This window comes from Oscillatoria sp. CS-180 (genome assembly GCF_028330965.1).
In the GTDB taxonomy this organism is placed as follows: Bacteria; Cyanobacteriota; Cyanobacteriia; order Phormidesmidales; family Phormidesmidaceae; genus Halomicronema.
The window spans coordinates 37,130-59,681 of the sequence record NZ_JAQMUB010000024.1 but is presented as its reverse complement, the minus strand read 5'-3'; the positions used below and the strand labels follow the sequence as shown (position 1 = coordinate 59,681).

Genomic DNA, 22,552 nt, shown 5'->3' with positions numbered 1-22,552 from the left:
GCTGGGGCGCTTCGCTAGGGACTCTAGCTCATCCTGTTCTGACGCGCTCAAAGTAATCGCTGGAGCAGAAAGACGGGGCATCATCGGAATCTCAGAGACGGTTCTAAAGGGTAACGCCATTTCTGCCATGCGGTACTAGTAGCATGAAGCCCCCTAAAGCTTCACATAGAAACAGTCTCTAGATAATAGTCAATTAAAATCTTGTGTTGGATCAGCATTAGCAAATTGAATCAATACGGATGGCAACCCATTTATGCAGTAGATGGCGAATGGTTACTCAAGATTTTTGGAATGAGTTTGATGGTTTTATCGCTTTTCCCATGATTTCGAAATCTATGATCCATACAATTTCAGCTAGAGAAACACTCCATACGTTTCAGGGTTTCAGTGCAAAAGATCTACAACTCACCATTTGTTACCGGCTAAGCGGAGTCAAAACTAGCATCTACCAGCTCTTCAACTCCGCTCAGACCCAGCTTCAGACCAGTCAGTCGCTATTGCCGATATGCATACAGTACTCTCTGACTGAATAAATTGTCATTCGGTCGTATGGCAGATTAATCAAACAGACCTAAATCTGTTACAGCTCCACGACTGCTAGAGGAGACGAGCTTAGCATATTTGCCTAAAACGCCTCGGCTGTAGTTCGGTTTACGGCTTTGCCAAGCGGCTCGACGAGTGTCTAACTCTTCGTCTGAAACATTGAGATGAAGTTGATTCTTATCCGCGTCAATAGTAATCAAATCACCTTCTTTGACGAGGGCGATCGCCCCGCCAACCGCCGCTTCTGGAGCAACATGACCCACAACCATGCCATAGGTGCCCCCTGAGAAGCGTCCGTCCGTAATCAGACCCACAGAGTCGCCTAACCCTGCACCGATGATGGCCGATGTTGGCGCTAACATTTCTCGCATACCTGGCCCACCTTTAGGACCTTCATAACGCACCACCACCACATCGCCCGCCTGAATCTGCTTGTCTAAAATGGCTCGAAGACAGGCTTCTTCAGAGTCAAATACCCGAGCCGGTCCAGTAATTTGACGCTTCTTAATTCCCGTTAGTTTAGCGACGGCGCCCTCGGTGGCTAGATTACCCTTAAGGATGCCGAGGTGGCCCTGAGGATACATCGGGTTATCGAATGGCCGAATGACATCCTGATCCGTACGGGGAGTTTCAGGAATATCCGCCAATAGCTCTGCAATGGTTTCTCCAGTGATGGTCAGAGCATCTCCATGCAGAAGGCCCTGACTGAGCAGCATCTTCATCACTTGGGGGACGCCTCCTGCTTGGTGAAAGTCAGTAGCAACGTAGCGACCAGAAGGCTTTAAGTTGCAAAGGACAGGAACCCGTTGACGAATCGTTTCAAAATCATCAATGGTGAGGCTAACATCGATCGCATTGGCAATCGCCAGCAGATGAAGCACCGAGTTAGTTGAACCACCGACTGCCATGATGACTGCGATCGCATTTTCAAATGCTTTCCGCGTTAGGATTTGTTTCGGCAAAATCTGTTTACGAATGGCCTCCACTAAGGCAAAGGCAGACTTTTCAGTGCTGTCGGCCTTTTCTGCATCCTCAGCCGCCATCGTAGAAGAGTACATCAAGCTCATGCCCATGGCCTCAAACGCGGAGGACATCGTATTAGCCGTATACATGCCGCCACAGGACCCCGCACCCGGACAGGCGTTGCGCTCCACCGCTAGCAGTTCGTCGTCACCGATCTTGCCTGCACTGTACTGACCCACAGCCTCAAACGCGCTGACCACCGTCAAATCTTCGCCGTTATAGTGACCTGGCTTGATCGTGCCACCGTAAACAAAGATTGCAGGAATGTTCAGTCGGCACATTGCAATCATGGCACCGGGCATGTTCTTATCACAGCCTCCAATTGCAATCACACCGTCCAAACTTTGACCATTGCAAACCGTCTCGATGGAATCAGCAATCACTTCGCGGGAAACTAGAGAATATTTCATTCCCTCAGTACCCATCGAAATGCCATCGCTGATAGTAATCGTGCCGAACAGCTGTGGCATTCCTCCCGCCTGTTGAACCCCCGCCTCTGCCCGCTGAGCCAGATCGCCTAACCCCATGTTGCAAGGAGTAATTGTGCTAAATCCGTTGGCTACGCCCACAATTGGCTTTGAAAAATCGTTGTCCTCAAAGCCAACAGCCCGCAACATAGCTCGGTTAGGAGTTCGTTGCACTCCCTGCGTAACGACTTGGCTTCTACGGTTATCCGACATGATGATTATGTCCGTCTGCTCTCAAAATTGCTCATCCAATCCTATCGAATGCGGTGGCTTCCGTTACATAGATGCAATCATTGAAAACCCATAAGCACAAACGCTTTGCGTAACTTAATGACCCTTTTACTAGCGGTTTACATATCTGCGCTTCTCGTCAAAAATGGCTGATTTTGTGAACAAAACAGTGTCCAACAGAAATCGCGTTAAGATTACTGAGCCGTGCTTTACGATGCCCCGTAAGCTTTTGAAAATTTGGGAAACGCTCCCAATTCCACCCTCGACAATAGCCCCTTTGCCAAAGCCGCGTTAGCGTAGGTAGCAAGCTAACGCAAGATGTTTTCCCAAGAATTCCTGAACCAGGATCAACTGTATGGATGCCAATGAAATAACAGCGCGATATGCCTCTGGGGAACGCGATTTTCGCGGTGCAGATTTGAAGGGCATTCGGCTTAAAAATGAAAACTTGAGGGATGTGAACTTCCGGCAAGCAAATCTGACTGGAGCGGATCTGTCAGGAGCCGATTTGAAGGGCGCAAATCTGCGAGAGGCTATTCTGACGAAATCTATCTTGCAGTATGCACAAATGGAGTTGGTAAATCTGATTGGCGCTGATTTATCCAATGCCAATATGAAGGGCGTGAACCTCGACGAAGCAGGAATTAGAGGCGCAAATCTGACATACACAATCCTAGAAAATGCCCGGATTCAAGATGCGAATCTCAACGAAGCTATCCTGGATCATGCCTTCCTCAGAGAAGCAAATCTGTCTCATTCAGCATTGAATCGATGTCATCTGATTGAGACGGATTTGACCTTATCAAAATTAGAAGGGGCTAGTTTTGCTAATGCAATTTTAACGGGGGCTACCTTGACCGGGGCCAGCTTGTCTACGGCACTGCTGAGCGGTGCCAATTTGGATGGTGCCGACCTTGGGGGCGCAGATTTAAGTCGAGCCAAACTTCAGGGCTGTACGCTGGTGAACGCTCAGCTTGTGCAGGCTAATTTGAGGGGAGCCAATCTAAGTTGGAGCTCTCTACGCGGAGCTGAGTTGCGAGGAGCAACATTCTATCGAGCCAAACTGAGTTGGTCCAACCTCAGCGGAGCAATGTTGAATGAAGCCGTTATGATCAACGCCAACATGGATTATGTCAATCTGAGAAATGCTGTTTTAACAGGTGCTATTCTGCCGGACGGGACGACTCACGATTAGACTGTCCCTCAGCAGTGCGATACGTTTTGGGTGCCCTTGGCGCCAGCCGATTAGCAACATCAGTTGGGCGAACGGGCAATCGTTCCAGCGTGTCTCGCCGCAAATTGGCAACTCGATGCTGAGCATCAATAAATTCTAAATGCAGCAGTGAGGCAATGCTCTTGAACGTTGGAGTGAAGCGATGGGTGAGACGATCTCGATTTGCTAACCATCGATCCACGCTCTTGGGGAGACGATCGCTATATCGAATGGGCAACTGGTCTGTCGAAAATAGCTGAGCATAATCCGAACTCAAAAAGGGCCGATACTGTTTTGCTTCGTGAGTTTGCTGCATCACAAAGCTCAACACCGTCCCATTCAAATAGTGCCGTAGCGGTAGCGTCTCTTCCTCAGGGTGCTCCGGCATAAAAGGAACTTGAGTTAAAGCAGGATTGATGTTTTGAGGATCGCCAACACTGAGATGAGTGCCTCCAATGATGGCGACGAGCGATCGCGGTCCCGTTAGCTGATTAAATGGGCGCAGCTGCTGATCCGATATTGAAGCAATGCCATCTTTAGTGCTGGTGATCACTAGAGTTGGGATCTTCACCTGGCGTAATCCCTTGTCGCCAAAAATGTGACCTGCCAGCGGATTCATCAAGACCAGCTGGGTAATCCGCGAATCTGCCAAACTATGGGGCGGTAACTCTGCGTCTGCCGCGGCACATTGAAACCAATCGGCGGGCGATGAAGCACCAATTGCTAGCCCATTACAGAAATTCGCAACCGCAACAGGATTGACCTTTCCGCCCGCTAGAACTAATCCGGTATAACCACCGAGAGAATGCCCTACCAGCGTGATCTTGTCCATCTTGAGGCGACCCTTGAGAAAGAAAGAATGTCGGTTCAGGTCCTCTAGACGATTTAGGATGAAGCTGACGTCCTGAGGTCGTTGAACAAACTCATGGGGCGGCAGTAGTGCCCCTTCTTCTTTGACTAAAGCATCAACGTTGCTTCCAGGATGTTCTAGGGCAACCACCGTTAGACCATGAGAAGCCAAATGTCGGGCTAAATAATCTAAGAAATGGCGATCAGCCCCGAATCCGTGGGAAAGAATCACCGTGGGACCCGGATTGAACTCAGTCCAATACAGATCGATGGGGATCACACGATCGCGCTCATGATCCCGAAAAGAAACCGACCACTGCTCAACGCGGCGATTGCCGGGGATGGAGGGTTCAAAGCGTCCTGAAAAAGGAACTGGAGATTTCTCTCGCAGCTCTTGATAAAGCACCTTACTGAGAGCAGTTTGTTCCAGATGTGACAGCCCTAATTGCGACAGCACTCGCAGAAGAGCAGCTCCATTGAGTGAGAGCGTTTCTCCTGGCAATGCCTGCAACAAACTGATTGCGGTCACGCCGTTGGCCCCTGCTTCAACTTCTCCTATCGCTGTTTGGATAGCTTCAGGCGTCAGGCTGGGGGCAATCTCTGAGAGCATGTTAACCAGAGGACGTCCATTTTCGGTTCCAATCAGATCTTGCAGAAAGCGATCGCGAATAGTGGGCTCAACATCGAGGGGATTGTAAAGGGTTTGCTGAAGCATAGGTGTCAGGAAAGAGCGATACAGCTTCAGCCGAGTGGGCACCTGTCCTGTCTGGGCAAATGACTCTAAATCACTGACGTGAATTTCAGTTTCAGCAGGACCTAACTCAATCGTAACCGTCTCAACAGCCTTTGCCGATGTCGCGACAGACACCAGCGTTCCCCCTGTTAATACCGCGACGCTAAAGCGTTTTATCCAGTTGTGAGCAAATCGTTTGATGGAATGAGACACGCGCATTGAAACAAACGAACCAAAATAAGAACCGAGCGGTAGTGATGAGCTAGGCGCCTATTCAATTTAAGTGACAACCCCGAGCTTTGGGAGTGGGCAGAATGTCAAATTTTGTTGCCGAAATTAACCTGAGCGTCACGCTGCTAAAGCGATCCATGGCCTGACGGCACTCCTAGTCTCTGATTCACTAGGGTTAATGTTCCCTCAAGAGAAGAGAGCCTAGCGAATGATACGGAAATTAGTTGGCATTATGGGACCGGGCGAAACCGCTTCAACAGTTGAAAAAGAGACGGCTTACGCTTTGGGACAGGCGATCGCCAAACAGGACTGGATACTCCTCACGGGTGGGCGCGCTACCGGCGTAATGGACGCAGCTAGTCGCGGTGCCCAATCAGTCAACGGTTTGGTGATCGGGATTTTGCCCGGAGAAAATAGGACAGCAATGTCAGCAGCTGTTGATATTCCCATTTTGACAGGAATGGGGAGTGGCCGAAATGTCATCAATATCCTCTCTAGTGAAGTCGTGGTCGCCTGCGGACTGGGAGCAGGCACGCTGTCTGAAATTGCCCTCGCACTGAAATTACAAAAGCCTCTTGTTTTAATTCACGTTCCTGATGCAGTTGTTGAGCAATGCCGCCTATTGGCTAAGGTGGCCATGGTTGATGTAGCAACGGTGGAAGTGGCGATCGCTCAGATCCAGGTGCTCATGGCAGCTGAGGAATAGATAGACCACTGTAAAGTAGGCCAATTGAGCGGGTTGTGCTGACGTTGAGAAATCCCGACGCCGCTATCGTATACAAACTTAATCTCCAACACATGGTGGGTCTAAGCCGTGACAGGCTCAGCTACAGAAGCAGGTTCGTAGAGATATTCGAACCAATTACCATCAGGATCTTTGCCATAGAACGAGGCTGTGCCGTCGCGATGTTCATGGATTTTGGTAACGTATACGCCCTGAGATTTGAGGCGATCGTAGGCGGAGTCAACTTCGGTGCGATCGCTAAACACAAAGCCGAAATGGGGACCTGCTTGTTCGTAGCTGGGACTTAGTAGGGCTAAGCCGTCATTTCCTGCTTTCACATAGGCCCAATCTTTATCGTGCCAAGCGACCTCCATGCCCAGGTTCTGGTAGAACTCAACAGCTTTATCAATGTCTTGTACGCAGATGGCGACATGGCCGAGACGATTCGGTTTCATGGGTTACAAATACTTTGCAGAACGGGCTAATTCTATTTTAGGGTAGCTATCTTTGGCTTGTTGCAGTCTGCGGTGCGTTGGCTGCGCCGAACACATCCTACAATTTCGTGAATGTCTTACTCCCCATGCTATTCAGCCTCACCAATCTGCCCTACTGGATCTTTTTAATCGCGGGTGTGCTGTTGTTTCTCTTCGTCATTTTGTCAGGCGGGGGAGACGATGACTTGGATATGGATGCTGACGTTGATGCTGACATTGACGCGAACTTGGATGCTGATGTGGATACAGGGCCATTGGACTGGGATTCTGAAATCGGCGGCGACGGGAATGGTGATTTTAGTCCGCTTCAGATCTTGACGTGGTTTGGTATTGGACGCACGCCGCTGATATTGCTGCTGGCGATGGATTTAACCTTATGGGGATTTGTAGGCTGGTTTCTCAATGTGGCGATTGGAAACTTTTTGGAGCGATCGCCTGCCGGAATTATCGCTATCGGCATCTTTTTTGGATCTCTGCTCTTTTCGTTGTTTGTGGGCAGTTTGCTCTCTCATCCCATTGGACAGATCTTTGCGGCCTTTGGCGAAGATGCGAGTAGCGATCGCCTGGTAGGTTGCTTAGGCATCGTGACTTCGGCCTTTGTCCCCTTTGAGCATTCCGGCAAAATTGGACAAGTCGATGTCAAAGATGCAGCTGCTAACTTTATCACCGTCAGTGCCAAATTGCCGGATTGGGCCACCATTACGCTACGACGGGGGGCTAAGGTACTGGTAATCGAGCGGTCTGGCGGCTACTACTTGGTGATCGCCCGAGACAGTCCCGATCAAGACCGCTGGCTGAGTGGTGAAAAGATTGCTTGATCAGAACTCTGCGAAATCGACGTTGGTCTAGTTGAATCTTGATTTGTGACGCTCACTATTGGTTATTGATCTACTGAGGCACCCATGCTGTACTGGCTTACTCTCCTGCAATCCCTGCCAACCATTCCTTCTGTTGACCTTTGGGACGAGCCGCATGCGACCGAGACCGTTGCCTTCACTGAAGAGATCCCCGTAAGTCCGACTCCAGTTGTAGGGCAGCTAGGCGGACTCGGCATTCTGGCCTCCAGTGGTGTGGTCACATTTATCATTCTGCTGTTGCTGGCAGTCGTCGCCTACACGCGGGTTTACACTATCACCCCGACCAACGAAGCCTTTGTCAAAACGGGGGGCGTCATTCGCAAGCAGAAGAAGGTCATTCTCAACGGTGGCTGTGTGGTGCTTCCTGGCTTTCATGAGCTGACGCGGGTGCCTTTGCGGGAACTCTCCATCGACGTAGAGCGAACGGGTAAGCTAGCCGTGCGGACCCAAGACTACCTACGGGCAGACATGCGCGTGACATTTTATGTCTGTATTAATGCGTCGGAGGATGATGTGTTGACCTCAGCAGCGCGACTGTCTCGCGAAGGCAGGATTACTCCGGAGGATATCAAGAACGCGCTAGAGAAAAGGGCTGATGATGGTATCCGCGCCGCCGCTAAGACGAAGACTTTGGCCGAAATCGACTCAGACAAGCTTGGGTTTGCTCAAGAGGTGCTGAACCTAATCGAACCAGATTTGAAGAAAGTCGGTCTGACGCTGAATAACTTGGCAATTTCAGAAATTGAAGAAAGCGATACCTACGACACCAACAACTTCTTCGATGCCCAAGGGGTGCGCCTCCGCACAGAAACCATCCAGCGCTCTATCCAGCAAAAGCGTGAGGTTGAACTGGTAACCCGAGTTGCCATTGAGCAGCGAGAACTGGATGCTGAAAAGCGATCGCTCGAAATTGCCAAAGACCAAGAAGACGCTAAGTTAGCGCAGTCATTACAAATCGAATCGCTTAAGGCGGAGCGCGATCGCGCCATTCAGGAAAAGCGCGATCGTGAAGCAGCAACAGCCCAGCGAACCAAAATTTTGCAGGAACAGTCCGTCGAGGAAGAAGAGATTCAGCGGAAGCTTAGCGTACGACAGAAGCAGATTGAAGCAGATATTGAACTAGAAGAACGCCAAAAAGCATTGAAGATTGCCCAGGCCCGTCAGCGAGAGGAATCCGACGTGGCTGAAGTTAATCGTCAGAAAGCGGTCGATTCTGCTCAATACCGGGCCATGGTAGATGTGGCGGAAGCTGAGAAGGAATCCAAAGTGGCGCAAGAGGAAGCGGCGATCGCGATCGCGGAACGAGAACGCAGCCGTTTCGAAGCTGAGGCCGAACGGGCACAAGCCGAAGCGGGTGTCCAAACGGCCACCGCTGTTGAGCAGGCCGAACGAGAGCAGCGCCTTACCGTAATTGCGGCTCAGCGAGCAGCTGAAGAACGCCGCATCGCCGATCAAAACGTCGTGGAAATCGATGTCTTCCGTAAGCGTCGGCAAGCTGAAATCGCTCGTCAAACGGCTGAATTAGAGGCGGAAGCCATCCGTACCCTGGCTCAAGCAGAACTCGATAAAGCCTTGGCTCAAGCTCAAGGAACTGAAGCTCAAATTGAGGCTCGGAACGCCATCAGCACCGCCAACCTCACCGCTGATGTTATTGCTCAAATCTGGCCCCAACTATCAGAACGTCTGCCTGAAGTTTTGCAAGCCCTAGCCCCTCAGCCCGGCGTGATTGGCGACGCCCGCATCTATGCTTTTCCGGGTGCTAACGGCAAGGGCAGCGGCAATGACAATGACAACGGCGCCGGCGATATCAATAAGTTGCTCTTGTCTACAAGCGGCCTCGCCTTAATCAACAGCCTGTTGGAAGACGGCAAACTCGGTGTGGTTCTAGAGCAAGTTAAGGGACTTATTCAGGGCAGTTCTACATCCGCTGACGCATCAAATCCTGAATCATTGACAAGAACGCCTGCATCGAGTGTCGGAACTGATCCAGAAAATCCAACAATTCAAATCACGTCTGAGGAAGAAACGACGAACTAGTACCGAGGCGGAATTTCAAAATACTCTACTCTTTGAGCACGCCAAAGGCGAACGGGAAGAGCAAAGCTCTCCAGAATTCAAAACTAAGGCAGATAAGCTTTCCCCGGCCCGTCGTCTTGTCCTAACGGAACTGACGACGGCTATATACCAATGCAAGATATTCTGACGATACGTTGATCAGATTCGCGGTGAATCTTCAACTATTGATCTTTGTCATCCACTATGTCACGTCTCATCCTGAAAGTTCCTCTCTATGGTGTTTTGATCCTGTGTCTTTTCCTGGGCAGCTATTTGCGTCTGAGTCATGTTGAAAAGAAGACCTTTTGGTATGACGAAACCTATACGGCAATCCCAGTGTCTGGACAAACCAAACGAGACGTGAAGGAAGACTGGCTACTGCATTTTGCTCAGACCGGAAGTGTTTTGCGAGCAGCTGATTTATCTCGATATCAAACACCGCAGCCAGGGACACATTTAATTGACGCGATCGCCTCTCTTGGCGCAGAAGAAGCTCATAACTCTCCCCTTTATTTTATACTGGCAAGACCCTTACTTAGCCTCACAACGATCTCACCGATCATCGGTATGAGAGGTCTTTCAATCTTCTTTGGTTTGTTATCGCTTGGAGGTCTGTTCTGGCTCTGTCAAGCGCTTTTCTCAAACGGGTTAATCAGTGGACTGGCAACATCTTTAATGGCAGTTTCGCCATTTCATATTCTGTATGCTCAAGAAGCCAGACAGTACAGCTTGTTTACAGCTACGGTTGTATTTTCAAGCGTCTTTTTGCTGAGATCACTTAAATCCAATAAACCTACCGACTGGCGCAACTATCTATTCGCGACCATTGCCGGACTCTACACACAGCCTCTTTTTATTTTCACAAATTTGGCTCACGGCCTCTACGTTTTGCTAGCGAGGAAGGTCTATTCCAAAGGCATTTTTCAGCGCTATTTAAGTGCTGCTCGTTGGAGTTATGTTGCTTTTCTACCCTGGGCCATTGTCATCTTGTTGACCTTAGGATCGATCGCAGATTGGCGCCGGAAAACCGTCTTGCCTCTGACATCACTGACGGGTAGATGGATTGTCAATATGAGCCGCAGCTTTTATGATCGCCCTCTGCCAGGTCCGAATCAGTATGACTTTCCCTCTTCTCAATCAGATCCGTTGTTGCTTATTTGGATGCTGATTTTTGGTTTGGGTATGTATTCTTTTATCTACTTAGTGAGGATATCGAAAAAGCAGGAATGGCTTTTTATCCTGTCATTGGCAGCCGTTCCAGCTTTGCCCTTCATGCTTTCAGATATTGTGCTGGGCGGCGTGCGCTCAGCAATTCCTCGTTATTTCATTCCCTGCTACATCGCGTTAGGACTAGCGGTTGCCTATTGTTTGGGTCATCAAATTCAAAAGAGCCGACGATCGCTGCAAAAACTCTTATGGACAGGAAGTGCGATCGCGCTGCTTCTTGTAGGTTTGTTCACCTCAGCACAAGCTGTTCAGGCAGATACTTGGTGGCACAAATATAGCAATATTTATGACCGTGACATTGCTTCAATCATAAACTCGTCGTCGGATCCCCTCCTGTTAGGAGACGAAGCGACTCGTTTGATCTCGCTGAGTTATCGTCTGCGGCCCGATGTGCCCATTCAACTGTTAGATGCTGACAGAATAAAAGAAATTCCCCCAAGATCTCATTTGTTTTTGTATGGCTCTACTGTTCTAAGAGAAACGATTGAACAGCAGAAGGGGTTATGTTCTTCTTTGAGCTATGAACAACCGTTGTATTACACCAATAGAACGGTGCAGCTATGGCAACTTAAGCCTTGTACAAAAGCAGTCTGAATCCAAAGCAGAAGCGTGAATCAAATTCTTACTAAGGTTTAAGCTTTCACGACTGGCCTCGCTACAGTCAATAGCAATTTTGCCAATCTCAGAAGGCTGTCCACTGCTGGAAAAAGAGCCGAAGCTGGCTGCTCAACCTTGACCTGAAGAATCTTAGCTCCCTAGTTATAGTGTGAGCATGGCTGTCCCATTGCCTCGTATCGCTCTCATTTCTCACCATGTTGCAGCATCAGTTCATCAAAACGAATGGCATTCAGCTTCATTACGTCACTCAAGGCACAGGCCCTCTGTTCCTGTTTTTGCACGGCTTTCCAGAATTTTGGTACACGTGGCGACATCAAATCCCTGTTTTTGCAGAACAATTCACTGTGGTGGCTTTGGATCTGCGAGGCTACAACGACAGCGACAAGCCCCCCAACGTTAGCGACTATGCTATGTCTGAACTGGTGAAAGACATCTCTGGGGTGATTGCCGCATTAGGTTATGAGCGATGTATCTTAGCGGGACACGATTGGGGCGGCGCGATCGCCTGGAGCTTTGCTTACACCTATCCTGAACAGGTTGAGAAGCTCATTATTCTAAATTGTCCTCATCCTCAACGCTTTCTCGACGGATTTGCCAATCCAGTTCAGTGGGTGCGGAGTGCTTACATTGGCTTTTTCCAAATCCCTTGGTTACCCGAACTGCTGCTTCAGGCCAATGACTACCAATTCATTTCCCAAGCATTTGACCGCATGGCAGTTAATCGTAACGCCATTACTGAAACCGATATTCAGACCTTCAAAACAGCGATCGCCCGACCTGGAGCCTTACAAGCCGCACTCAACTACTACCGCAATCTTCTATCTCCCTCAACGTTTCAGCAAGACTGGCCCGTTTTAGAAGTGCCGACTCTGATGATTTGGGGCGAAGACGACCCGGCCTTTGAAAGTTCACTGGCCAAAAAAACCGAGGAGTACGTCCGCGATTTTCACCTCCGCTATATTTCTCAGTGTGGGCACTGGGTTCCCCAAGAGTATCCCAACCTAGTCAACCAATATATTGGCGAATTCCTACAAATTCCTAGCCGTGACGATTAGCCCTCAATCGATTCAAGATTGTCTGTTGGCACTGGTGCGCGATCGCGGTCCCGATAAGACCATCTGTCCATCGGAGGTCGCGCGTGCTCTGGCCGATACAAACTGGCGGCAATGGATGCCTCAGGTGCGCGATGTGGGCACTCAGCTGGCGAGGGCAGGCAAGATTGCAGTTACTCAGAAGGGGAAAGTAGTTGATCCTGAACACGCGAAAGGTCCCATTCGCTATCGCCTCATTCAGACACTAGAAGACCAATAAGCCCACCCAACCCAAGACCCAAAATACAGGTCGCGGCTAAGACTAAAGTTGTTTGCAAACGGTTAAAGGTCCGCAAGAGGCGATCGCCTGTCTCAGCGCCTACGATCGCGCCTAACGCGGCGATGACAATGGCGAGAAAGCTTACTCGAATGACCTGAAAAGTTGTGGCTGTTAGTTTGATTTCGTCTAGCTGGTCAGTGCCAACGAACCCCAGTGCAGTTGCCAATGCGACAACAATTGCCCCTGTTCCCAAAATTGCCAAAAATACCAGGCTATTAGCGCTCCAATAGCGAAAATGCCTGAGTGCTTGAGGGCCGGCCAACGCCAATGCTTGGGCGATCGCGCCACCTAAGGCCAAATTCCAAATCCAGTAAGGTGCAGGGAAAGCAGCCATGACCATGCCGGTTGCCATATACAAAATGCCTGTCAGGCACATCCATCCCCAAGGGATAGTCGTTGGTACATTCGACGGCCTACGAGAACGCCGCCAAGGGCGCAACTTTCTTTGCTGACGACGGGGAGAAGCCATAAATACAAAAACGAGTTTACTCTCAGCTTGCACTCATAAAGAAGCCTTAAGCTAACGACAAGTATACAAGCTACCCGGTTTTGCCTTCAGTGCTCTTACTCCAGATGTTCAGATGCGGCCAATAACGCTTTTCTCAAACCGCAAGGTTAAAGGACTGATCCTAGTCGTCTCCATTGCCATCACGCTGGTGGTTGGTCAGGTGAGTTGGTCTTCCTCCGAACGACTTTCTCCTCAAGAACTTTCGATACGCTTAAATTCGGCAGATGTGCCTTTGCTCTTAGACGTTCGCTCTGAACGGGAATTCGCTGAAGGGCATATTCCTGGGGCCATCAATATTCCCTATCGTGACATTCCAAGTCGACTGAACGAGCTTGAAGGGTTTGCGACTAAAGAAGTTATTGTTTACTGCGAAATCGGTGTCAGAGCAGGCATTGCAGAGATTATGCTAGAACAGGAGGGTTTTGAGTATATCTTGACCCTTGAGGGCGATATGGAAGGTTGGCGTCAAGCAAATTTGCCCATTGATACAGCCTTGCCCGTCTCAACACCATAACGTCAGAATACTGTTGCATTCATGGGGGCCTTCGAGTTTATCTTAGGCTTGTGAACGATATCGGCTTATGCCCTTGGACGCACTACTTCAGGGATTTTTAGGAGCCTCAAGCTTAGTTATTGGGGCAGTATTAGGCATCTGCTGGAAGCCCGACCGCGTTGTAACAGCGGCCATTATGGCTTTTGGTAGCGGTACGTTGCTGGCCGCGATCGCCTTCGACATCACCCAGCCTGTTTTTGCTATGACGGGATTCTGGCCAATCTTGATTGGGTTCGTTTTAGGCGGAGCTTTGTTTACGATCATCATCAACTACATCGATGATCAAGGCGGCTTCATTCGTCATCCCTCCTCCTCAAGGCGATTCTTTTATCATCACCGTCAGGAAGAAACGTCAGAGGTACTGGATGAGATTGCTCACGTCGAGATGCTTCACAGTCTCTCCCCCTCCGAGGTTCAGGCCATTATTCCCTTGCTAAAGCCGCTCTCTGCTGAGCCAGGGACGATGATTTGCCAAGAAGGGATGCCTGGCGATGCCATGTTCATCATCGTGGATGGCGAAGCCGACATTTACAAAGGCCCTCAGCTCATGGCGAAGCTGGGAGCTGGAGAAATGTTTGGCGAGATGTCCCTTTTGACGGGTGAAGAACGCTCTGCCAGCGTCGTCGCTCGGACACCCATGCGGCTGTATGAGCTAGATAAGGTGAATTTTGATGGAATGCTGACGCGATCGCCCCACCTCGCGAGTGGTCTCAGCCGCATTTTGGCCCGTCGCCTGCGAGAGACGACTCAATCAACCGCAAACGCACGGGAAAAAGAAAAATCTGATGGACAGTGGCGCAAAGAAGTCCTTGATAGCGTAGAGGTCGATTTTCCACTCTCGGAACTCCAAATCAAGCAGCTCGCCAAAAGCTCAGCGCCGTTAGCCATTCTCGTCGGCACCCTAATGGATAACATCCCCGAAGCATTAGTCATTGGCTTCAATGCCGGCGGTGGACATCTCAGCGGCTCATTTCTGATGGCAGTCTTCATTTCCAACATTCCCGAAGCACTCTCCAGTTCCGTGGGTATGCAGCAGGCAGGCACCTCAGCTAAACGCATCCTGGCTCTCTGGGGCGGCGCTGTTTTACTGAGTGGACTGACAGCCATGCTGGGCAGCTTCCTGAGCAACTTCGCTAACGACTGGGTGCTGGGTACCGCTCAATCTCTTGCTGGAGGAGCCATTCTTGCCATGCTCTCCAGCACCATGATGCCAGAAGCCTATGAGCTAGGTGGCGGTACCGTTACTTACTCCACCATTGCAGGCTTTCTCGTCGGCTTCTGGGTAGTCACCCTATCCCTCGTTGGCTAACTGCTAGTTCCTCCTACAGCGGGCTTCTTTCCTGGGAAAGCAGCGATCGCCCACATTCAGAGCCAGAGTACTCAGTAGTGCGACTTATGTTGAAGTCTCATCGCGTTCTGCATATTCATTCCTTCATACAATCTCTATGGCATTGAAGCAGCCTCAATAAAGATGCGCTTGACCTCTGGATGAGCTTTGCGAATGCACCCCTCAATACGGCTGACAGCCACTTCTATCTCATCGGCAGACAGGGTGTCGTCAAATTCGATATTCAAAGCCAGCATGATGTCTTTGGGACCTAAGTGGAGTGTAATCAGGGGGCCAATTTCGGACACTGCTTGGTCCGCTTCAATAATGGCTTTGAGGCTGTCTTGAGTCTCTGGAAGTGCGCTTTCACCAATCAAGAGACCTTTAGTTTCCAAAACCAAAACCACTGCAACCAACGTCAAAATCAGGCCAATAACAATAGAGGCAATGCCGTCATAGACCGCATTTTGCTGCCACTCGCTCAGATATACGCCTGTGAAAGCGACGGCCAATCCTAGTAGAGCTGCCGCATCTTCGAAAATGACGATGAAACGGCTGGGGTCTTTACTTCGCCTTACAGCTGCCCAAAAGCTGACGTCATCTGTGCGTTCGTGGCTGAACTCCCGAACAGAAACGACCAAAGCCGCTCCTTCAAAGACAGCTGCCGCACCTAAAACGGTATAGCTAATCAACGGATTTTGAGACAGTTCTGGATGCTGAAAACTTTGAACGCCCTCATAAATGGAAAATCCACCCCCTAGCGAAAAGATCAGCACGGCGACGACTAATGACCAAAAGTACAGCTCCTGTCCGTGCCCTAGAGGATGAAGTTCATCAGGCCCCTTTTGACTTTGGTTCAGCCCGTACAGCAGCAAAATCTCGTTAACTGAATCGACAACGGAATGGATTCCCTCCGAGAGCATGGCCGAGCTGCCACTGATAGCAGCACCAATAAATTTAGCGATCGCAATAGCAATATTGGCAGCCATAGCTGCATAAATCGAAACCCGAGAAGAATCGGCCATATCTTCGTGTAAATTCTCAACGTCAAGATTGCAGGTAGAGCAAGGGGCAGATAGATCCAAGTGCCATAGCGATGTCTACTCCAAAGGAAGCAGAATCAAACCTTTGCGTAGGATGGATTCTAGCGTTCTTAATTGTCCTGGGCTATGGGGCTATGGCAATATCCCTACTTGTATCACTTTGAGCAGAGATAAAACGAATCTTGAGAGGTGACGCGCCCTGAGCTGCTTTATTGCACAAATCGAGGCATTACTTCAGCCGCAGTGTAGAGACCATGCTGACCTCTCCGATGAAGAGCAAGTCCTGCTTTGAGATAGCCAAACGCGGGACCACACACATTGGCTGCCATGCTGGTTTCATCCCCCAAGGTAAAGGTATGAGTGGACGTTTTTCCTTCAAACGTTCGTCCCGTCACCTGCACGTTGGTACTGAGGGGTTTCTTGGGGTTACGGGTATCGACAATACCGCCGACAGTAACCTGGTCGCGATCGCAAATTCCCGCCAGTTCCAGCATCAAATCATCGGCGTGCTCCATATTCTCAAGAGCAAGGATACCGTTGGTCCGATCCAGCAGCGCTTCCACCTCAGCATCCGTCATTGCACGCGCAGTCTCCACGTCGTAGTCGGGCATGTGAGCAATGTCCTCACGAATGGTGGCGCGATAGGCCTCCCAGTTCGCAATGCCGACGCCAAAGGTGATTTTGACGCTGTGAATCTCGGTGTAACTCTGAGCTGCAACTACTGCTGCTGCTGTCAGCAGTCCAGGGGTTGCTCCACATCCGGTCATATAGGTAATTCCAGCCGTTTTCAAGTCATCCCCCATAGCCCAAATCTGCTCCATTGCACTCGTTCGCTTCAGAGCATCCACCAGTACTCCCTGCCAACCAGCGTCAATAAACTGTCGCACGACTGAAGCCATAAACGTATTAGGCAAATTAGGCAGCGCTAAAAAATACCCTTGCACAGACTTGGCTGAAGCAATTAAATCCTGAATGCTGCGTTGACTAAGCACGCCACCCGGTTCTACGTGCCCTACAGAACCGCGATCGCGATACGCCGCTACACAAGCCTGAGCATCCAGTCCTCCAGGAACATAAACATAGCCCTGCTTATCAGCCGCAGCCGCTAAAACCATCTCGGACTTAGGGGCTAAAACGCGCATTGCCGCCTGCCCCAAACCGCCAAAGCCCAAGACACCCACAGATATAGGGTTGACCTGATAAGTGAGTTGAGAGTTCATGCCACTATCCTTTACATCACAGTCCCCTATTATCGGAGGCGATCGCGCTCCGTAAGCACGTCAGTTCATAGAGGAGATGATTTGTAACTAACCAGTCCGTCCGCTCATCTGTCTAATGACTTCAACCTAATGACTTCAACAATAAAGATATGCGAAGAAAAGTTAACTCTTTAGGATGAAAATCCTGGTTTTACAAGCCTGCTGTTGAGTTACAGGTTGACGGCTTCGGGGGATTTGCGTAACACTGATTCCTAGCTTGAAGCAGCTGCTCACGCTATCAATAAAGTCTATAAACTTTTGTTATGTCGTGATTAGCTGTCTTGCAAGAATGCTTAGTAGGATTAAGTTACGTAGTTGGCTTGATTCAGTTTCAGCTCAATGCTGAACGTTGTACTTACCTTTATCCCTAACGTTGTATGGAAACACTTGAGTTCATCATCTACCCCGACGGCCGTGTCAAAGAGATGGTGACTGGTGTGATCGGTCGGTCTTGCGAGGAAGTAACGAGGAAGATTGAAGCTCAATTAGGCAACGTAGTCAGTCGTGAAAGCACATCTGAGTACTATGCTCAACAGACTCAACAATCCTCGCTAGCGGAAACGCAAAACCAGGTCTCCTACAGCGATTGGGGCTAGTTCATTGGTTGTTTAAGCGCAATTAATATGTCACACTTTAGCCAAATCAGAACCAAAATTCGTAGCCTTTCCTCTCTGCAAGCTGCCTTAACTGACTTAGGCATTGATTGGAAATCAGGTCCTTCTCCTGTACGCGGATATCAAGGTTCCACGCAAACTGCTGAAATCATCATTGAACAGCCCAATGGCTTTGATATTGGGTTTCGTCTTAATCCTCAAACTGAGGATTATGAGCTAGTTGCAGATTTGCAATATTGGCAACAGCCTTTGTCCGTAGATGGATTCATCAATCAAATCAGTCAGCGTTATGCCTTTCACACAGTGCTGGAAGCGACTTCCAAAGAAGGCTTCCAGGTTGCTGAGCAAACAACGACTGAAGAAGGCGCGATTCGCCTTGTTGTCCAACGTTGGGCCTAGTTAGCAAACAAGGGGAGACGTAATGCCCCAGTATTTCGACGATATATCTGCTAAAGCAGATGATTCAAAAGAGACCTCTCCAACTGGGCTAGAGCCTGAGCTTGGTGGCGACCTAAGAGGCGCTGAAGATCGCTCTGGACTTGAACCTGAGCTTGGAGGGGTTTTACGACAAAACGGCGTTTATGTCGACGAATTAACTTGTATTGGTTGCAAGCACTGTGCCCATGTTGCTCGCAACACGTTCTACATCGAACCTGACTATGGTCGTGCTCGGGCAATTCGTCAAGATGGCGATACCGAGGAAGTTATTCAGGAAGCGATGGACACCTGCCCGGTGAACTGTATTCACTGGGTGGATTACACAGAACTGAAGCAACTTGAACGGGAACGCAAGGATCAGGTCATTCCAATCGCCGGATTTCCCGTTGATAAGGCAATGGCTCGAAGCGAACAGCGAAAGCGTCAGAAGCGCCGCAATCGCCCTGGAAGGCGCTCAAGTAGCTTAGAGTAACCGTGTCTTCAGCCTGACGTTGATCGGTTTGAATGCACGTTCATTCACAAGGCACTTCCGTTGCCGTTCTTGAACTTGCCTTTCAATTTTGCCTGACGCTCTTCAGCTTTTTTGGAAAACGTTCAAACTGCTCCTAACCAAGGGCTGGGAAGAGTGCTCTACGCAAGAGATAGTCTATGAATCCTGCTTACTCTTCAACGAGCTGGCGTTTTTTGGGCTATTTGTAAGTTTTCCCTGTCTAAAACCTCTACAGAATGTCATGAACTAGAGGGGAAGCTATAGCTTTAGCCTTCTAGGCTCGTATATCCAATAGCATCCAGTGCTAGCCAACGCTGAGTGGCTCACCGTCTTGTCCTAAGGGAACTGGCGATCGCTGTGAATCTTACTTTGACCTAAGTATTAAGTTATGTCGCTAAAAGCTCAAGGAATGCAGAGCTTTTGCTAAGAAGCGTATGATATGGTATACGAAACTTCGCAATTTAATACCCCCTATCAGCTCCTTAGAGCTGCGACAGGATGCTCTTGGATTAAATAGAGAGTCTAAAAATGCCTCGTATACTTGTTATTGACGACGATCCTTCGATCTCTGAGTTGGTCTCAGTGAACTTGGAAATGGCTGGCTATGACGTGAGTCAAGCGGGCGACGGAATCAAAGGCCAAGCTCTGGCAGTACAATTACTGCCAGATTTGATCATGCTTGACCTGATGCTGCCCAAGGTTGACGGCTTAACAGTCTGTCAACGGCTGCGCCGCGATAGCCGGACGGCTGAGATCCCTGTTCTGATGCTAACAGCTCTAGGCCAGACTCAGGATAAGGTCGATGGCTTCAATGCGGGTGCGGATGATTACCTCACTAAACCGTTCGAGCTAGAAGAAATGTTAGCTCGGGTAAGAGCGCTGCTTCGCAGGACCGACAGAATTCCTCAGGCTGCTAAGCATAGTGAAATTCTCAACTATGGCCCCCTGACGTTGATTCCTGAGCGCTTTGAGGCTGTCTGGTTCGACAACACTGTTAAGCTCACTCATCTAGAGTTTGAGCTACTGCATTGTCTACTTCAGCGCCACGGGCAAACTGTTTCACCCAGTGAAATTCTGAAAGAGGTTTGGGGGTATGATCCGAACGACGATATCGAAACGATTCGTGTTCATGTCCGTCACCTAAGAACCAAGATCGAGCCCGATCCTCGCCATCCTAAGTACATTAAAACGGTCTATGGTGCAGGGTATTGTTTGGAGTTGCCGGGAGATTGATGAGGCAAGACAGTATTAGAATAGGAGAGGACACTACGGTAGAGACAGGCTCACCATTCAAAACTCTGGGAAAGCTTGTCTGCCTTAGTTTTGCAGAGCTTTGCTTTTCTCGCAGAGTATTCTGAGTTTTGCATTTTGAATTCTGCGTAGCGATACCAGTAGAATGCCTTGTTGAATCCAACCCTACAATTCTTGTTCAATGATTTCTGGGTATTGTTGCAAGAAGCCCTTTATTTGCTGAGACCATGAAATATTTTGAGAAACCGGGAGCTGATGTCGCTGATCGCGTTCCCCCCGGGCAGCACTTGGCAAAAGGTTTCCCAGTCTTAACGTATGGTGACACTCCACAAGTTTCGCAGGCCGACTGGAAGCTCAAGACATGGGGCCATGCCGAGAGAAAAACCTATACCTGGGAAGACATGATGGCGCTGCCGCAGCAGGATTTCACTGCTGATTTCCATTGCGTGACAACGTGGTCAAAATTAGATGTGAAATGGACTGGAATTGCGGTTCCTGATTTTCTCCAAACTCTTGCTGTCGAGAAAACTGCAAGTCACGTACTCCTTCACTGTTTTGGTGATTACACGACAAATCTGACTCTGGAGGATTTTAACCGCCCAGAAAACTTTTTTGCCCATACGCTTTATGGGGAACCGCTACCGGTAGACCATGGTGGACCGATGCGTTTGGTAGTGCCTCACCTTTACGCCTGGAAAAGCGCCAAGTGGCTTAATGGGATTGAGTTTTTGCCTCAGGAAAATCTAGGATTTTGGGAAAGAAATGGTTATCACCGCAGAGGCGAACCTTTTGCAGAAGAGCGCTACAGTGGCCGCTAATGATATAGCTTTAGCCATCTAGGCTTGTGCACCCAATAGCGTCCGGATGTTAATGGATGCCAGATGGCTCGTCGTCTTGTCCTAGCGGAACTAGCGACGGCTATAAAATGCCATCCCTATTAATGAGGGCTGGCAAACAAGGAAAATCAGGTTGCGATCGCACGACTTTTTCTCCAGGGATCAGCCTGATGTTGCTTGAGAGGCTTTCAACATATCAGGGCTGGAGAAAAACCGTGTAGGCAATTCCGTAAATCACTGAGCAGACACTTTGAACCATAAGACTGTTGCAATACCTGCGGTTAAGTGTTTTGGATGGGAAAAAAGGAGCATGCTAAAGCGATGCTCCTTTGGCACACTTTATACGCAAGGTTGAGGCTTTTCGAAGCAAGTTCAATGCTTCGAAAGGCGAGCCTAAGGCTCAGTTTGTAGAGTTTGAGGATGTAGGAACGCAATCATCTGATCGATGCCGCGCTGAATCCGGCGAGTAACGGTCATCGGGCTGACACCAATGCGCTCTGCCACCTCTTTACGAGACAGGCCATTGAAAAAGACATACTCAATAGCAGAGCGTGTCTTATCCTCTAGCTGAGCCATTGCTCGCTGAAGCTGCTGACGGTCTTCTTCAAGCAACTGCATCCGCTGGTAATAAGTATCTGGCAGCGTATCCCCCAATGTAATGTTGGAATCAGTCTGCTGGCATACAGTGGCATCCAAGCTAAGCGGCATCCGATTCTTGTTTGCCATCTTCACTTCGCGCCATTCTTCAACAGAAACGTTGAGGGTTTTTGCCATTTCGGAATCACTGGGTTGACGCCCTAGTTCTCGAATCAAGTCGCCCTGGCATTTCTGGGCTTCTTTTTGCAAGTCTTGCCAGCGACGAGGAATTTTGACAGTCGTGCCGCGATCGCGCAGAAAATGGAGCATTTCACCGCGAATGTAGGGCACTGCGAAAGAACTGAATGCACAGCCCTGAACTGGGTTAAAACGCTCAATGGCGCGGATAAGACCTAAGTAACCAATCTGTTCTAGATCCTCATACGGCTCTGAACACTGATGACTAACGCGGTGAGCAATCTTTCTAACTAAGCCTGCATTGAGGCGAACTAAACGGTTACGAAGCTCGACGGACGGCTGGCTTTTATATGCAATAAGCATTTCCATGCCGCGAGAGCGAAGAGAAGAAGTCTGAGTAGCCATTGATGGGATTTCCTTGCGTTTTAAAGTGACAGGTTTAGGAAACTGGCTTTATTTTCGATGTCAATTCTTCTCACAACCATCGTTGTTATACGGGACTCTCAGTAGGACCTGAAAAAAGTCTCCGTATATATTCGGAATACATTTCAAATTTGATTTGTTCAAGCCTGATATGAAAGGCTTTCAGCCATTGTCAGTAGTACCGAAAATTCCCTGTAAATATGCCCAAACCTGGACACAGAAGCAAAGTTTTCCGGAAAAAATCAGTCTTAAATTACAAATTCTTCAACTAAATGGGCATAGAAATAAAATGTACATAAGATCCCATCCCTAGCGTTGACATTTTATCTGCAACTATCAGTTTGACAATATGAAAACAATTTTTGAAAAACAACGCTCTTTATAAAGTTTTCCCACAAAA

General features: G+C 49.2%; 21 protein-coding genes. 14 read left to right on the top strand and 7 right to left on the bottom strand.

The window, feature by feature from the left end:
• Positions 1–557: 557 nt before the first annotated feature.
• A complete protein-coding gene (gene ilvD / locus PN498_RS04275; protein ID WP_272061443.1) occupies positions 558–2,246 on the bottom strand; it encodes a dihydroxy-acid dehydratase in 1,689 nt (562 codons plus the stop codon).
• A 373-nt stretch (positions 2,247–2,619) separates the two neighbouring features.
• Here ilvD and PN498_RS04270 point away from each other — a divergent pair, with 373 nt between their 5' ends.
• The gene (locus PN498_RS04270) at positions 2,620–3,459 is read left to right on the top strand and encodes a pentapeptide repeat-containing protein (protein ID WP_272061442.1); all 840 of its coding nucleotides are present in this window, start codon (positions 2,620–2,622) and stop codon (positions 3,457–3,459) included.
• Here the strand turns inward: PN498_RS04270 and PN498_RS04265 are convergent.
• The gene (locus PN498_RS04265) at positions 3,428–5,278 is read right to left on the bottom strand and encodes an alpha/beta hydrolase (protein WP_272061441.1); all 1,851 of its coding nucleotides are present in this window, start codon (positions 5,276–5,278) and stop codon (positions 3,428–3,430) included. The two genes, PN498_RS04270 and PN498_RS04265, sit on opposite strands and share 32 nt — an antisense overlap.
• 220 nt (positions 5,279–5,498) lie before the next feature.
• Between PN498_RS04265 and PN498_RS04260 the strand changes: the two genes are divergently transcribed.
• Positions 5,499–5,996, top strand: coding sequence for a TIGR00725 family protein (locus tag PN498_RS04260; RefSeq protein ID WP_272061440.1), 498 nt, complete (start codon positions 5,499–5,501; stop codon positions 5,994–5,996).
• Positions 5,997–6,097: 101 nt separating this feature from the next.
• On the opposite strand, the gene PN498_RS04255 is transcribed toward PN498_RS04260, so the two are convergent.
• Positions 6,098–6,469: a VOC family protein gene (locus tag PN498_RS04255; RefSeq protein WP_272061439.1), complete on the bottom strand. Its 372-nt coding sequence runs from the start codon at positions 6,467–6,469 to the stop codon at positions 6,098–6,100.
• A gap of 107 nt (positions 6,470–6,576) precedes the next feature.
• Here PN498_RS04255 and PN498_RS04250 point away from each other — a divergent pair, with 107 nt between their 5' ends.
• The 5 genes from PN498_RS04250 (at position 6,577) to PN498_RS04230 (ending at position 12,576) form a co-directional block, all read left to right on the top strand.
• The gene (locus PN498_RS04250; RefSeq protein ID WP_334312220.1) at positions 6,577–7,326 is read left to right on the top strand and encodes a DUF1449 domain-containing protein; all 750 of its coding nucleotides are present in this window, start codon (positions 6,577–6,579) and stop codon (positions 7,324–7,326) included.
• A gap of 84 nt (positions 7,327–7,410) precedes the next feature.
• Entirely contained in the window at positions 7,411–9,402 is a 1,992-nt protein-coding gene (locus PN498_RS04245) for a flotillin family protein (RefSeq protein ID WP_272061438.1), read from the top strand.
• A 222-nt stretch (positions 9,403–9,624) separates the two neighbouring features.
• On the top strand, positions 9,625–11,241 hold the full coding sequence (locus PN498_RS04240) for a glycosyltransferase family 39 protein (RefSeq protein WP_272061437.1): 1,617 nt from the start codon (positions 9,625–9,627) through the stop codon (positions 11,239–11,241).
• Positions 11,242–11,459: 218 nt separating this feature from the next.
• Positions 11,460–12,320 carry an alpha/beta fold hydrolase gene (locus tag PN498_RS04235; RefSeq protein ID WP_272061436.1) on the top strand — a complete coding sequence of 287 codons (861 nt, stop codon included), beginning with the start codon at positions 11,460–11,462 and terminating at the stop codon, positions 12,318–12,320.
• Positions 12,310–12,576 carry a DUF3253 domain-containing protein gene (locus tag PN498_RS04230; RefSeq protein ID WP_272061435.1) on the top strand — a complete coding sequence of 89 codons (267 nt, stop codon included), beginning with the start codon at positions 12,310–12,312 and terminating at the stop codon, positions 12,574–12,576. The genes PN498_RS04235 and PN498_RS04230 overlap by 11 nt, the downstream gene beginning before the upstream one ends.
• On the opposite strand, the gene PN498_RS04225 is transcribed toward PN498_RS04230, so the two are convergent.
• Positions 12,551–13,105: a hypothetical protein gene (locus PN498_RS04225; RefSeq protein ID WP_272061434.1), complete on the bottom strand. Its 555-nt coding sequence runs from the start codon at positions 13,103–13,105 to the stop codon at positions 12,551–12,553. The two genes, PN498_RS04230 and PN498_RS04225, sit on opposite strands and share 26 nt — an antisense overlap.
• A 112-nt stretch (positions 13,106–13,217) precedes the next feature.
• Between PN498_RS04225 and PN498_RS04220 the strand changes: the two genes are divergently transcribed.
• Both PN498_RS04220 and PN498_RS04215 read left to right on the top strand, forming a co-directional pair.
• Positions 13,218–13,658: a rhodanese-like domain-containing protein gene (locus PN498_RS04220; protein WP_272061433.1), complete on the top strand. Its 441-nt coding sequence runs from the start codon at positions 13,218–13,220 to the stop codon at positions 13,656–13,658.
• Positions 13,659–13,731: 73 nt separating this feature from the next.
• Positions 13,732–15,006, top strand: a complete 1,275-nt coding sequence (locus tag PN498_RS04215) for a cyclic nucleotide-binding domain-containing protein (RefSeq protein ID WP_272061432.1) — start codon at positions 13,732–13,734, stop codon at positions 15,004–15,006.
• 134 nt (positions 15,007–15,140) lie between these two features.
• On the opposite strand, the gene PN498_RS04210 is transcribed toward PN498_RS04215, so the two are convergent.
• Both PN498_RS04210 and bioU read right to left on the bottom strand, forming a co-directional pair.
• The gene (locus tag PN498_RS04210; RefSeq protein ID WP_272061431.1) at positions 15,141–16,049 is read right to left on the bottom strand and encodes a cation diffusion facilitator family transporter; all 909 of its coding nucleotides are present in this window, start codon (positions 16,047–16,049) and stop codon (positions 15,141–15,143) included.
• Between the two features lie 227 nt (positions 16,050–16,276).
• Positions 16,277–17,287: a (S)-8-amino-7-oxononanoate synthase BioU gene (bioU, locus tag PN498_RS04205; protein ID WP_272061430.1), complete on the bottom strand. Its 1,011-nt coding sequence runs from the start codon at positions 17,285–17,287 to the stop codon at positions 16,277–16,279.
• A 416-nt stretch (positions 17,288–17,703) separates the two neighbouring features.
• Here bioU and PN498_RS04200 point away from each other — a divergent pair, with 416 nt between their 5' ends.
• From PN498_RS04200 to PN498_RS04180, 5 genes are all read left to right on the top strand, one after another.
• Entirely contained in the window at positions 17,704–17,922 is a 219-nt protein-coding gene (locus PN498_RS04200) for a DUF2997 domain-containing protein (protein ID WP_272061429.1), read from the top strand.
• A gap of 27 nt (positions 17,923–17,949) precedes the next feature.
• Positions 17,950–18,339, top strand: coding sequence for a DUF1257 domain-containing protein (locus PN498_RS04195; RefSeq protein ID WP_272061428.1), 390 nt, complete (start codon positions 17,950–17,952; stop codon positions 18,337–18,339).
• 22 nt (positions 18,340–18,361) lie between these two features.
• A complete protein-coding gene (locus PN498_RS04190; RefSeq protein ID WP_272061427.1) occupies positions 18,362–18,850 on the top strand; it encodes a ferredoxin in 489 nt (162 codons plus the stop codon).
• Between the two features lie 546 nt (positions 18,851–19,396).
• Complete coding sequence (locus tag PN498_RS04185; protein WP_272061426.1) at positions 19,397–20,101, top strand: response regulator transcription factor; 705 nt, start codon at positions 19,397–19,399, stop codon at positions 20,099–20,101.
• Positions 20,102–20,346: 245 nt separating this feature from the next.
• Positions 20,347–20,937, top strand: a complete 591-nt coding sequence (locus PN498_RS04180) for a sulfite oxidase-like oxidoreductase (RefSeq protein WP_272061425.1) — start codon at positions 20,347–20,349, stop codon at positions 20,935–20,937.
• Between the two features lie 411 nt (positions 20,938–21,348).
• On the opposite strand, the gene PN498_RS04175 is transcribed toward PN498_RS04180, so the two are convergent.
• On the bottom strand, positions 21,349–22,134 hold the full coding sequence (locus PN498_RS04175) for an RNA polymerase sigma factor SigF (RefSeq protein ID WP_272061424.1): 786 nt from the start codon (positions 22,132–22,134) through the stop codon (positions 21,349–21,351).
• Positions 22,135–22,552 lie beyond the last annotated feature (418 nt).